The sequence below is a fragment of the Streptomyces sp. VNUA24 genome (assembly GCF_029167005.1).
Taxonomy (GTDB): Bacteria; Actinomycetota; Actinomycetes; order Streptomycetales; family Streptomycetaceae; genus Streptomyces; species Streptomyces scabiei.
Window position 1 is genome coordinate 5149215 of sequence record NZ_CP119143.1, and the last position, 12344, is coordinate 5161558.

Sequence of the window (12344 nt, forward strand, 5' to 3'; positions counted from 1 at the left end):
ACAGATAGGACCGATGTTCATGTCCACGACCCGCACGACGCCCGTCGGCCTCGCCCGCCGCATAGGCTTGGTAGCCGCGCCCTTCGCCGCAGGGGCGTTAGCCACCGTCATCGCGTTCTTGCTGTTCCGGGATTCGTTCCCTGACAAAATGGCTACGCACTTCACCCTCGACGGCACCGCCGACGGCTACAGCTCCCCCGCCACGGCACTTGGCCTATACATGCTGGTGTTCGTCATCGAAGTCGTCGGCGTCATCGCTGCAGGCTTCTCCGCCAGGTCCGCTCTCACGACGACCAGGTCGCTGTGCACCTTCTCCTGCGGCCTGGCCGGCGCAACCGCCTACCTCCTCATCGCGGCCATGTGGAGCGCAAGTGACTCCGACGGGCGCACAGTGCAACTGCCCCTCTACCAGCTGCCCGTGGCCGTCGCTGTCGGCGTCGCCGTAGGCGCTGCCGCCTGGCTCATCTCCCGGAGGCGTGCATGAGCCGGGACGCTACCCCGCTGCAAGTGACGGTCTGGCACCGGTCGCTGGCCAGCGGCTGGATGCTCGCCACCGGCATCGTCTCGGCAATCGGCCTGGCCGTCATCGCCGCCGCCGACCCCCCGCACCGGACCGCCGCCCTCTGGCTCCTGCTCATCTCCGTGGCTTTCCTCATCACCGGCGCCATCCGGGTCACTGTCTCCCCCCGCGGCGTCACCGCCGGATCGGCTCTCGTCCCGTTCTTGCGACGGCACTTCTCCCTCGACCGCATCCAGAGCGCCTCTGGCCGCTGGACCCGGCCCACCGAGATCGGCGGATGGGGCTACCGCTGGAACCCCGGCCTCAGCTCCATCTCGCTCCGCGAAGGCGATGCCCTGTGGCTCACCCTCACGAACGGAAACAAATTCGTCATCACCATCGACGACGCCGACACCGCCGCACAGCTCACCAACCAACTCCTCGCGCACGGACGCAAAGGTCGCTGACATGCTGGTCACCATCGACCGCTCCTCGCCCCAGAGTCTCGCGGAGCAGATCGCGGCCTCCGTACGCCGCAACATGGCCAGCGGCAAGCTCGGCAAAGGCGATCGCCTACCTCCCGCCCGCGCCTTGGCCCGCAGCCTGGATATCAACATGCACACCGTCCTGCGCGGCTACCAGATCCTTAAGGACGAGCGACTCATCGAACTCCGCCCTGGGCGCGTAGCAGTAGTCACCGCCGATGCCCCCAGCCAAGCCCTGGTCATCGAGGCGTGCCAGCACTTCATCCACCTCGCTCAACGAACAGGGATGGCAGGCGCCGACATCCTCCAACTCGTCACGGAGCACCTCAAGCCGACCGCCTGACGAGACGTGCAGGGGCCGTTCGAGCGACTTTGGCGCGCGGTGTCCCGCAACAGTGTTGCGGGACACCGCGGGGCTACCGGAGGGCGACCGCGCGTACACGCAGAAGGTCGTTGAGCGCGCGCACCGGTGACCTCGGGCACAGGGCCAGGCGGGTGTCGAGTGCTGCCTCCCACTGCTGGGTCAAGCCGAGCATGAGGCGCCGACGCATACCGGGGGTGACATGGGCGTAACGCGCAGAGACCGAGCCGTCGATGTGGCCCATACGTTGGTCCATGAGGACCTTCTCGGTGCCGAGGTCCTCCATCACGGTCCGATGGGTGTGGCGGAGGCCATGAGGTGTAAGGCCCTTGGCGATCGGGAGCCAGCAGGCATCGGCCCGGTTGCTGGCCCCGCGTCCTCGGGCCGGGACGCCCGGCCACGGCTCGCCGAGCAGCGGTACGGGGCGGGCTTCCTGCGGTGCCTTCTTCGGGTACCAGCCGGAGACCGCCGGGGTGAACAGCCACGTCGCGAAGCCGTTTCGGCGCCAGTGGGCAGCGTGCTCCGGCACCATGCCGCCCCGCACGAACCCCAGGTCCGCGATGGCCTGCTCCACCCTCACCCGCTTGTCTTCGGTGACTCGGTCGGGGTGGTTGAGGACGTTGGACACCGTGCCCGTGGAGACTTCGGCGCGGCGTGCGACATCGGCGAGCTTCGCGCCCTGGTGGCCGCCGGTACGAGCCGCGCCCTGCCCCCGGAAGACGTAGGTCTTGCCGTGACACGGACAGGGTGTCGGCTTCGTACGGGCGACATGGTTGGCGACCAGGGCCGACAGCCAGTCCATCGCGTCGATGGTGCGGTAGCTGTCGTCCTTGGGCGGACAGCGGACGAACTCGCCGGTGTCGAGTTCGTACAGTTGCCACTCGACGCGCACGGCACCGGGCCGGGCGAACTCCGTTTCCAGGCCGACGATTTCGCCCCACCGCATACCGGTGTAGCCCTTGAGGACGACGGCGACGAACTCGTCGTCGCGGCCGGAGAGCAGGGCGGCCCGCTCGGCGGTCAGCAGGATGCCGAGGGGGTCGGTGACGACCTTCTCCGGGCCGCGGTCGCGGGAGCGGCCAGCACGCTTGCCGCGCCCGCGCCGCCTGGCCGCCGGGTTCGACGTGATCAGGCCCTCGTCGATCGCGTCCTCGAAGATCAGGTGGAGTGTCGAGCGCCAGGTCTTGACGCTGGAGGCCGCATACACGGCCTTCTCCTTCTTCTCCCACAGGTCGACGTCCGTCCGCAGGATGCCGGCGAGCGCCTTGTCCTCGAACTCGGGGAGCAGGTGCTCCTCGATGTGGCGGCGGTAGTTCTGCATGGTTGAGGCGGCCAGGTCCTGGGCCTCGTACCAGCGGTTCGCGTACTCGCCGAAGGTCTCCTGGCCGAGTGCCGGGTCGCGCCAGTCGCCACGCCGGTACTTGTTCTCTGCCTCGGCCGCCGCCCGTTGGGCCTCGCCCTTGGTGGCGAACCGGATCGCCTTGCCGGTCCCGTCGACGACCGTGTTGTGCTTGCCGGGCGCGGTCTTGTACCGGCCGCGCCAGTAGTTTCCGCGCTTCTCCGCGAAACCCACGTACCCCTCCCCTTCCTCGTCGTCGTGTTACGCGGCGGTCCCGAACTCGCCCTGGCGTGTTCGGCGTGGTGGCCGGGCGCGCAGGCGAGCCGGGGTCGCGGCAGACCTCGGGGAAGGCTGGGGAGTGGGCGCCTTGGGAGCGGGAGCAGCCGCCGAGGGCTGCTGCGGGGAGGCAGGGCGGGCCTCGTGCATGCGGATGATCTCGGCGAGGTGCTCGCCGGTGAAGCGGTAGGCGCGACCGACCCGCGTGAAGGGGATGAGCCGCCGACGGGCGCGGTCCTTGACCCACCAGGAGGAGCAGCCGAGGACGGCCGCGACTTCCTCGGGGAGATAGAGGCGCGGGAGAGCGGAGTCGGCGCGCGGAGTCGGCACGGAGACAGGGGGTATTGCAGGTTGGCGCAAGGGGTGAGTCCTCTTCTGGCGGGCATGGGTGCGGCAACACCGGCCCGCCGGTCGATCGCTTGGGATGAGGAGGTGAGATGCCCGTGCTGGGGGTTTGCGGGCCCAGGACGGTAGCAGGAGTCGGAGGCTATGCCTCGTCGGAGGAGCCGGTGTCACGGTGCTCGCCGGACGGCGGCCCGTACGTCTCCAGCAGGTGCTTGGTGGACGCCTCGGCCATGGCGTTGGAGACCATCACGTCCGCTTCCTCGCGGATGTCGGGGTGCTCGGCGAGGTACGTGTCCAGGGCATCCCGCGCCTTGGTGAAGGCGGCGTTGGCCCGCTGGGTTTCGCGGAACGCGTCCACGACGGCGTCGATGAGCTCCATGGCGCGGGCCTGGGCGGCAAGCTGCGGGGGGCCGACGAGATTGCGCAGGTCGAGGCCGAAGACCTCGGCGAAGCCGATGGCCTCGTCGAGGTTGATACGGCGCTTACCGTTCTCGATGCGCCAGACCGCAGACGGGTTCATCTCGAAGCCGGCCTCGTTCAGGCGGTCGGACAGGGCGTTGGTGCTCCAGCCTCGCGCCTCGCGCTCCAGTTTGATGCGCACCGCGACGTTCGTTTCGCCGCTCAGCAACACGCCCTGCGGGGCGTCTTCGTCGGTCACAGCCACCTCCTTCTATCCGTAGCGAGTCACTGCCATATGCAGCAACCCCACCACAGTAGCACGCTTCCTGCGAGATGCAGAACACTTCTGCAATCGGCAATTGATGTGGCACACTGGTAGTCCCCACCGCAGTAGCCCGAGGAGCCCTCACGACCCACGTCTCATAGAGCCGCAAGCAAAAAGCCCCCGGCTGTCACCGGGGGCCAAGCGCAAACCTCTCAACCGCCATCCCTAGCGATCAACCCGCGAGGCCGGGATTGCCGTCCCGTATGGCCCGCGAGCAGAGGAGCTGATGCCAAGTATGACCGAACCTCAGCCGAATACGCCATCCCTCCAGGCCGACGGCACCCCGCCGAGCCCACCGGCTACCGCAACCGAGCAGCAGCCAACTCACACCGCGCCGCCCGCGGACGAGGTCCGCGACGACGGACCCGATGTCGTGCCTGTGTCGGACGGGTCTGAAGGGGCGCGGATACTGGCTGACCTGCGGGCCCGGATCAAGCGGTTCGTCGTGATGCCGAGCGAGGAGGCCCTCACCGCGGTGACCCTGTGGGTGGCGGCCACCCACATACAGCCCGCGTGGCAGCACGCGCCGCGCCTGGCGGTGGTCGGTCCGGCCAAGCGGTGCGGCAAGTCGCGGCTGCTCGACGTGGTCACCGAGACCGTGCACGCACCGCTGATCACGGTCAACGCCAGCCCTGCGGCGATCTTCCGCTCGATCACCGCCGAGGATCCGCCCACGCTCCTGGTCGACGAGGCCGACACACTGTTCGGCAGCGCCAAGGCGGCTGAGCGCAACGAGGACCTGCGTGGCCTGCTGAACGCCGGCCACCAGCGCAACCGGCCCACCTTGCGCGTCACCGGCCCGGAACACACGCCGGTCGCCTTCCCGACGTTCGCCATGGCCGCTCTGGCGGGCATCGGTGACCTGCCCGACACGATCATGGACCGGTCGGTGGTCATCCGGATGCGCCGCCGGGCACCGGGCGAGACCGTCGCGGCGTTCCGCACCGGGCGGGACACCCCTGCTCTGCATGCCGTCCGCGACCGCCTCACTGCCTGGCTCCAGCCTCTGCGCGCCGAGGCGATGGACGTCGAGCCGGACATGCCGGTCGAGGACCGCGCAGCCGACACCTGGGAGCCTCTGGTGATCGTCGCCGACCTCGCCGGAGGCGACTGGCCCACGCTGGCCCGTGCGGCCTGCCGGGTGATGACCGACCATGAGTCGGGCAAGGACGCGGACACAGGGCTGCGCACCCGCATCCTGATCGACATCCGCCGGGTCTTCACCGCCGAGCGCGACCCCGCCGCGCTGCGCACGAGCCGCCTGCTCGAAGAGCTCAACAGCGACGAGGAAGCGCCGTGGGCCGAGTACGGCCCTACCGGGCTGACTTCGCGCCGCCTCGGGATTCTCCTGGAGGACTACGGCATCCGGCCGGGCAATCACCGCTTCCCCGGCGGTGTCCAGGCCAAGGGCTACGCCCGAAACCAGTTCCTCGACGCCTGGGCCCGCTACTGCCCCGCACCGGCGGCCGAAACGGCGAGACAAGCCGATCCTGGCGAGGCGTCAGGATCCGCCACCGGTACCGCAGCCTGACCCGACTTGACCCGTCACACCCGTCCCCGCGCAGGTCAGCGCCGGGACGGGTGACCGGCCCGCAACGGGTCAACCCGACATCGCCATGCCTCCCGTACCTGCCCTGACCAGGCACGCAACGGGTGGTACGAGTCGCCGCGCCTCACGGCCGCCACGCGTCCTGCGCCGTGACCGCCGCCGAACCCCACCTGGAGTGCTTCCGCTTGACCTCCCGCACCGCCGCCACCGCGCCCTCCGCCGTACCGGGTACCGCCGCGATCCGCTTCGGCATCGCCCTGCTCGCTGCGGTGGCCTTCGCCCTCTCCTACGACGCCTTGCGCCAGATGGCCGTCGCCATCCACATCCGCGGATTGCTCACCTACACCTTCCCGCTCGTGATCGACGGCTTCATCGCCATCGGCATCGGCGCCCAGCTCATGCTGCGCACCGCCCCGCTGCACTCCCGGCTGTACGTAGGGGCACTCGTCGGCCTGGCCACCGGGGTGAGCATCGGAGCCAACGCCGTACACGCCATCCGCCTCAACCAGCAGACCCGCCCAACCGGACTGCACCTCGACAACGCCACCGTCGGCGCCCTGTCCGCCCTCGCCCCGCTCGCCCTGGCCGGCGCCGTCCACCTCTACCTCGTCATCCGACGCCACCCCACACCTCACCCCCAGGAAGCCGACGCCACCGCACGCCACAACCCTGCCAACCGCAGCCACAATGACGCCCGCCCCGCTGCCCCTACCGACGACGACTCCGGTCAGCCGAAGCCCACGGATCTCGACGTGGCGGACCGGCAGGCCGACGTGGCGCGGGGTTCCGCCGAGGTGGCACAGGACGCCGCCGACGTGCCGAAGCCCGAGCCGGAAGACCAGCAGCGCCAGACCGTGTCCGACGAACTCCTCGCCATCGCCCGAACCGCGCCGCTGGGACGTGGAGGCCGTGCCTCGCGCCGCCACATCGAAACGGCGATCCGCAGCAGGGGCCTTCCCCTCAGCAGGGCCGACGCGGAAGCGATCAAGGACGTCCTGCAGGCCGAACTCGACGAGGCCGCCCTACGGCGGCAGGACGCCCTCGACGAAGCCCCCGCTGGTGCCCTCTGAGCCCCTTCGGCCGCCCCAGCGCTCGTCCCGCTCGACTCGCACCACCCGTCCCCGCGCAGGTCAGCGCGGGGACGGGTGACCGCCCCGCAACGGGTCGACGCGGCATCACCACCCCGTGCACTTCAGCCCTGACCAGGCGAACAGTCACCACCGCCCCATGGAGGCCGACCCCATGCACCACCCGCACCACGAAGGCCGCACCACCCAGCAGGAGATGACCACCACTCCAGCCACCCGGCCAGCAAGGTATCCCGCTGGACCGTCCACAGGCCGGCCCCACGGGGACGCCTCCGCCCCGGTGGTGGCGGAGGCACTCGGGCGCCGGGGGGCGCCCGAGGGGAAACAGCAGCCCGCCGACACCCCCGCCGCCCAACTGCCGCGTGCCGCCGAAGCCGCCGCCCTGCACCGTGTCGCCCGACGCCGCAAGCCCGACCCGAACGGCCAGCGCAAGGAGCGGGTCGACGCCCGCTACAGCGTCGACGAGAAGAACGAGATCCGCGCCATGGCGCGGTCGCTGAACATCGCCGGCGCCCACTACGTCGGCGCTGTCGTCATGGCCCACGTCCAGGGCGACCTCGCCCTACCCGGCCAGCGGACCCCGCTCGACGACTACATCGACGAGCTGACCGCCCTCCGTGGCGAAGTCGCCAAGATCGGCCACAACATCAACCAGATCGCCAAGAAGCTCAACTCCGGAGGCCATCCACACCCTGTGGACACCGCACTCCTGACCCAGGCCGAGCGCACCCTGGACGCCGTCGGCGCCACAGTCCGCCACATCGCGGCAGCCTCGAACGAGGCCGTCTCCAAGAAGGCGGCCCGGTGATCGCGAAGATCAGCAACGGCAAGGAGACCGCGGGCCTGATCCGGTACCTGTTCGACACGGAGAAGGCCAAGAACCACATCGACCCGCACCTGGTCGCCTCCTGGGACGGCTTCGCCCCCGACCCCGGCCGTTCCGAGGACGCCGACGCCACCAGGAGGCTCCTCGTGGCCGACCTTGACCTGCACGTCAAGCAAGCCAGGCGACTGGGCCGCGCCCCCGAGAAGCACGTGTGGCACTGCTCCATCCGCGCTGCCGAGACCGACCGCCACCTCAGCGACGACGAATGGGCCGACATCACCCGCCGCGTCGTTGCCGCCACCGGCATCGCACCCGACGGCGACCCGGACGGCTGCCGCTGGGTCGCCGTCCGCCACGCACCCGACCACATCCACATCGCCGCCACCAAAGTCCGGGCGGACCTGCGCACCGCCCGCCACTGGAACGACTACCTCACCGCCGACCGTGAACTCGCTGCCATCGAGAAGGAATACGGCCTGTTCCAAGTGGTACGCGGGGACCGCACGGCCGCCAAGCGGCCCACCCGCGCCGAGCAGGAGAAGGCCCGCCGCGCCGGTCAGGACAAGACCGCCCCCGAGCGACTGCGCGCCACCGTCCGCACCGTCGTGGCCGCAGCCTCCAGCATGGAGGAGTTCGTGCACCTGCTCCGCCACATCGACGGCATCCTCGTCGAGATCGTGCACTTCCCCTCCGGCGACGTACGCGGCTACAAGGTCGCACTCGCAGACGACGCAGGCGGCCCCATCTGGTACTCCGGCTCCAAACTCGCTCCGGACCTGTCCTTCCCCAAGATCCAAGAACGCCTGGCGAACATCGAACCGCAGTCCGCCGACCAGCTGGGCCAACACAGGCCCAACCCCTGGCACCAGGCCACCGCCGCCACCGAGCGCATCCCCCACCACCTCGCCCAGGGCGATGCCGAAGCCGCCCAGGCCCACCTCGCTGTCTTCGGCGAGGCGCTCGACGCTCTTCCCCTTCTCGCACCCCAGCACCTGCGCCCCCAGCTCCGTGAGGCGGCGTCCGCGTTCGAGCGCGCCACCCGCTCCCGCATCCGGGCCGAACACCATCACGCCCGTGCCCTGCGCGGCGCCGTACGCGCCATGCTCCGCGAGCCCGCGCCCAAGGACGGCGCCGCCCTGGCAATGTTCCTCGACGCCGCGACCCTCGTCGTCATCGCTGCCGCCCGCTGGCACCAGTTCCGCCACCACGACCAGCAGGTCGGCGCCGCCCAGCAGACCCTGCTCCACCTCCAGGCCGCCTACGAACAGGCCGCAGCCGCACCCCTGGCCGCCCTCGCCCAGCACCGGCCGCCCCAGCAGGCCGTCGACCGACACATCCGCCAGATACGCCGGGCCGTGCCCGATCACGTGGAGCAAGTCATCGAAGACCCCGCCTTCGACGCTCTCACCGCTGCCCTCGCCGAAGCCGAAGCCGCAGGCCACGACCCGGAGCAGCTCCTCCAGCAGGCCGCCGACCAACGGGCCCTGGACGACAACCGCCGCCCCGCACGGGTCCTGACCTGGCGCGTCGAGCGCCTCAGCGCACGGCCGGCACCCAGCGCACAAAGCCGCGCAGCACAGGCCCACAGCCCAGCCTGGGCCGACAGCGCAGCACAGCGCCCCAACCCTCCGGCCCACGAAGCAGCCGCCGCCCCGGCCCCGCAACCGCCACCGCCACAAGCACGGCGGCGCTGATCACGACCGCACCGACAATCTGGAGGCGAGCAGCTCCAGCACTTCCTCCCAGCGATAACGGTCGGCCCCGCCGCCGGCCTTCGGCCGGTGCGGCTCGTACGAGCCAATCAGGACGCCCATCTCGCGCAGCCGCTCCAGACTCTGCCGGTATGCGGGATGGGCGGCCTGGGCCGAGTTCAGGTACGGCAGCACAGCGATCGGGATGTCCATGGCGGGCGCTTCGCACAGGATGCCCAGCGCGAGATTGTCGGAGATCCCTGCCGCCCACTTGTTGACCGTGTTGAAGGTCGCCGGGGCGACCGCGATCGCATCCGCAGGCCGAGTCGGCCGCGGTTCCCCCGGCGACCGCCAGGCCGAGCGGATGGGGCGGCCGGTCTGGGCCTCGACTGCCTCCGCGTCGAGGAAGCCGAGCCCTTGCGGGGTCGCGACGACCCCGACGTCCCAGTGCCGCTCCTGTGCTGCGCTGATCAGCCGGCCGACGTCGGCGGCGACCCCGGCCGCGCAGACCACGATCTGGAGGAACGGCTTGTCGGGCTGATCACTCACGCGGGACTCCCAGTTGACGGGGGTGCAGGTCCGGCAGGGGGCGGCGACAGTCGCCGGCGGCCATGGAAGCGCCCACTCACGTGGCCGCTGTACGGCAGTTTGGGCTCTCCGAGGACCTACCGCCGTCCTGGGCCACGGCACGGGCAACCGGTACGGGACGGCTGGGGACGTCGAGCCAGAGGCGCTGCCCCTCGGCGGTCACGGTCACTCCGAAGCGCTCCCGGCCAGGCCGGTCGTTCTCGACGTACAGCTCGTGTGCCGCCTCTACCGCGTCCCACAGCAGACGCGGCCCGGCCTGCCGTACGCCACCGTCCTCGGCGCGCGCCCACGCGCCGTCAGCACCCCACAACTCCACGGCCGTCACCCGGCCGTCGCCATCGCGTTCCGAAGCGAAAGCCGTGTCCGGCGTGACCAGCGAGAGCACGAAGCGGAAGGCATCGTCGCCGGCGACCTCGGCCAGGTCCAGGCCGGTGAGTCGGCCGCTCGTCGCGCTCGGCCTGCCTGGGTGTGCCGGGGCGCCGGTGGCACCGGCGTCGCGTACGGCCATGAAGTATGAAGCACCGGGCAGGAACCGGCCTTCGGCGCGGCCATCGTCGGCGACGACCAGGCACACGGTCCCCCAGCCGACAGGGCACACGATGAGGCCGGCGGGCCGCACCTGCTCCAGCCAGGCCGTCGGGATCGTGGTGAAACCACAGGTGGCGATCAGCCGGTCGTACGGGGCCCTGGCCGGGTAGCCGTCACGGCCGTCCCCGGCCTGCACCAGCGGGGTGTATCCGCAGCGCCGCAGCCGCGCTCCCGCCAGCCGCGCCAGCCCCGGGTCGACCTCGGCCGTAACCACCTGGTGGCTACCAAGCCGTTCGGACAGGAGTGCCGCGTTGTAGCCGGTGCCGGTCGCGATCTCCAGCACGCGGTGACCATCGGCGACGTCGAGGGCCTGGAGCATGACGAGCATGAGGCCGGGGGCTGTTGACGACGATGTGGCCACACCGTCGGTGAGCTGCGTGGCCAGCGCGTCATCCGAGTACACCAGGTCCAGCCAGTCGGGGTCGGCGGAGGTCACGTGCCGCTGCTCGCCGCCGGCCAGGGTCCAGAACTCCGGCACGAACGGATGGCGGGGAACGGCCTCGAACACCTTCCGCCATGTCGGGTCGGACAGTTCCCCGTTGGCCTCCAGGACGTCGGCCAGCGCCGTGCGCAACTGGGTGGCGCGTTCTTCGGTGTGTGTCGTCATGGTCATCCCCCGGCGAGTAGATCAGCGATGTGCGTGGCGATGGGCAGGCCCGTCTTGTTCTGGATCCAGGACCACTCTCCGGACGGGTTGCACTCGAACATCACCCAGTCCCCGGCAGGGGTGACGCCGAAATCGAACGCGCCGAAGTTGAGACGGAAGTGCTCCAGCCAGCTCAGCACGCCCGCCCGTACGTCGTCCGGGACTTGGCACACGTCGTAGGTGAGGGCGTCGTAGTCGCTGCGCCAGTCCACCCGAGCAGCGTCGCTGCCCGCGCGGATCTCGGCCGCGAACATCTCCTTGCCCACGACGGTCAGCCGCACCTCGTGGGTCTTGGGCACCCACTCCTGGAACAGGTGCGCTGTCAGGGACACGGAGTCATCGATCGTGTCGGGGTCGACCACATGAGTCGGCACCCCGGTGCGGTGGCCGTCCGGGTACTCCAGTGGGCCGCCCATGAGCGGCTTGCAGATCACCGGACCGCGCATCTCGTAGCAGAACTTCCTGGCCACTTCCCGGTCGGTGGTGATCAGCGAGCGAGGCGTGCGGAGCCCGTGCGCCGCCGCGACGGGGAGCTGACCGGGCTTGTGGGAGGCGATGCCGTCCACATCCGGCCGGTTGACCCACGTCACCGGCAGCGCGTACAGCGTGCCGAGCAGTCCGGCAAGCGCCTGCTCGTTGGCCCACGTGCGGTGCGGCTCCTGCAGCCCGTCGGAGACGGCGGGAAGGCGGGGCCGCCTGTAGTAGACGGCCCTCACCTCTTCCAGCCGCACGGAGCGGTACTCGTCAGCCAGGACCCCCGTCCAGGGTGCTGCGGCGTGCTCGACGAACAGGGACATGGACAGAGGGAAGTCCCCCATGTCGAACCGCATCACCGGCACACGCCGGATCGTCAGCTCGTCGACCACCAGGTCCGCCGCGGGGTCCAGTTCCTTGGTGACGACCAGCACCGGGCCGCCGGACAGGTGCTGTCTCACCGCATCAGGTACGGGTCGGCCGTGTCGTCGTTCTTGCTGTCCCAGTTGGTGTTCGTGCAGCTACCGGCCAGCGAGGTGGAGCGGCTCCACAGGGTGCCGGAGCCGTCGGTCAGGACGTTGACCTGCCGGGCCGGGTCGTACACGAACGATCCCGCCTCCAGGGTGACGGTGTACGGGGTGCGTTCGGCGCGGGCGCCGAACGGGACGAGCGTTGCCGTGGGCATGGGTGCCTCCTTGTGGTTGCTGGTGCTCGGACTGTTCTCTGACTCGGCCGTGCGCGAGGGCACGGCCGAGGGTCTCGCGGGGCCGCTCCGCTCCGGTCGGGAAGCCGGTCACGCAGACGCAGAGCGGGTTGTGCGCCGCCCGGCGCCGGGCATCGGGCGACGGGCGACGGGCGACGGGCG

At 70.6% G+C, this 12344-nt stretch carries 14 protein-coding genes; 7 read left to right on the forward strand and 7 right to left on the reverse strand.

The window, feature by feature from the left end:
* Positions 1-19 precede the first annotated feature (19 nt).
* Genes PYR72_RS21865 through PYR72_RS21875 form a run of 3 tightly spaced genes read left to right on the forward strand, consistent with a single transcriptional unit; the run spans position 20 to position 1327 of the window.
* Positions 20-484, forward strand: a complete 465-nt coding sequence (locus PYR72_RS21865; protein ID WP_275456872.1) for a DUF1648 domain-containing protein — start codon at positions 20-22, stop codon at positions 482-484.
* Entirely contained in the window at positions 481-966 is a 486-nt protein-coding gene (locus tag PYR72_RS21870; protein WP_275456873.1) for a hypothetical protein, read from the forward strand. The genes PYR72_RS21865 and PYR72_RS21870 overlap by 4 nt, the downstream gene beginning before the upstream one ends.
* A 1-nt stretch (position 967) precedes the next feature.
* Positions 968-1327, forward strand: a complete 360-nt coding sequence (locus tag PYR72_RS21875; protein WP_275456874.1) for a GntR family transcriptional regulator — start codon at positions 968-970, stop codon at positions 1325-1327.
* A gap of 73 nt (positions 1328-1400) precedes the next feature.
* Here PYR72_RS21875 and PYR72_RS21880 read toward each other — a convergent pair whose 3' ends face one another.
* From PYR72_RS21880 to PYR72_RS21890, 3 genes are all read right to left on the reverse strand, one after another.
* On the reverse strand, positions 1401-2918 hold the full coding sequence (locus PYR72_RS21880) for a LacI family DNA-binding transcriptional regulator (protein ID WP_275456875.1): 1518 nt from the start codon (positions 2916-2918) through the stop codon (positions 1401-1403).
* 27 nt (positions 2919-2945) lie between these two features.
* Positions 2946-3290 (reverse strand): helix-turn-helix domain-containing protein, encoded by a 345-nt coding sequence (locus tag PYR72_RS21885; protein WP_275456876.1) that lies wholly within the window; start codon positions 3288-3290, stop codon positions 2946-2948.
* Between the two features lie 157 nt (positions 3291-3447).
* Positions 3448-3963, reverse strand: a complete 516-nt coding sequence (locus tag PYR72_RS21890) for a helix-turn-helix domain-containing protein (protein ID WP_275456877.1) — start codon at positions 3961-3963, stop codon at positions 3448-3450.
* Between the two features lie 514 nt (positions 3964-4477).
* On the opposite strand from PYR72_RS21890, the gene PYR72_RS21895 reads away from it, so the two are divergent.
* The 4 genes from PYR72_RS21895 (at position 4478) to PYR72_RS21910 (ending at position 9186) form a co-directional block, all read left to right on the forward strand.
* Positions 4478-5560 carry a DUF3631 domain-containing protein gene (locus PYR72_RS21895; protein ID WP_275460483.1) on the forward strand — a complete coding sequence of 361 codons (1083 nt, stop codon included), beginning with the start codon at positions 4478-4480 and terminating at the stop codon, positions 5558-5560.
* Between the two features lie 203 nt (positions 5561-5763).
* Positions 5764-6648 (forward strand): DUF2637 domain-containing protein, encoded by an 885-nt coding sequence (locus tag PYR72_RS21900; RefSeq protein WP_275456878.1) that lies wholly within the window; start codon positions 5764-5766, stop codon positions 6646-6648.
* Positions 6649-6820: 172 nt separating this feature from the next.
* A complete protein-coding gene (mobC, locus tag PYR72_RS21905; RefSeq protein ID WP_275460484.1) occupies positions 6821-7474 on the forward strand; it encodes a plasmid mobilization relaxosome protein MobC in 654 nt (217 codons plus the stop codon).
* The gene (locus PYR72_RS21910; RefSeq protein ID WP_275456879.1) at positions 7471-9186 is read left to right on the forward strand and encodes a mobilization protein; all 1716 of its coding nucleotides are present in this window, start codon (positions 7471-7473) and stop codon (positions 9184-9186) included. Before mobC ends, PYR72_RS21910 begins: the two co-directional genes overlap by 4 nt.
* On the opposite strand, the gene PYR72_RS21915 is transcribed toward PYR72_RS21910, so the two are convergent.
* The 4 genes from PYR72_RS21915 to tgmA all read right to left on the reverse strand — a co-directional run bounded on the left by PYR72_RS21915 (position 9187) and on the right by tgmA (position 12164).
* Positions 9187-9732: a flavoprotein gene (locus tag PYR72_RS21915; RefSeq protein WP_275456880.1), complete on the reverse strand. Its 546-nt coding sequence runs from the start codon at positions 9730-9732 to the stop codon at positions 9187-9189.
* A 76-nt stretch (positions 9733-9808) separates the two neighbouring features.
* The gene (locus tag PYR72_RS21920; RefSeq protein WP_275456881.1) at positions 9809-10966 is read right to left on the reverse strand and encodes a protein-L-isoaspartate(D-aspartate) O-methyltransferase; all 1158 of its coding nucleotides are present in this window, start codon (positions 10964-10966) and stop codon (positions 9809-9811) included.
* Positions 10967-10968: 2 nt separating this feature from the next.
* The gene (gene tgmB, locus PYR72_RS21925; protein ID WP_275456882.1) at positions 10969-11940 is read right to left on the reverse strand and encodes an ATP-grasp ribosomal peptide maturase; all 972 of its coding nucleotides are present in this window, start codon (positions 11938-11940) and stop codon (positions 10969-10971) included.
* Positions 11937-12164 carry a putative ATP-grasp-modified RiPP gene (gene tgmA / locus PYR72_RS21930; RefSeq protein WP_275456883.1) on the reverse strand — a complete coding sequence of 76 codons (228 nt, stop codon included), beginning with the start codon at positions 12162-12164 and terminating at the stop codon, positions 11937-11939. The genes tgmB and tgmA overlap by 4 nt, the downstream gene beginning before the upstream one ends.
* Between the last annotated feature and the right edge of the window lie 180 nt (positions 12165-12344).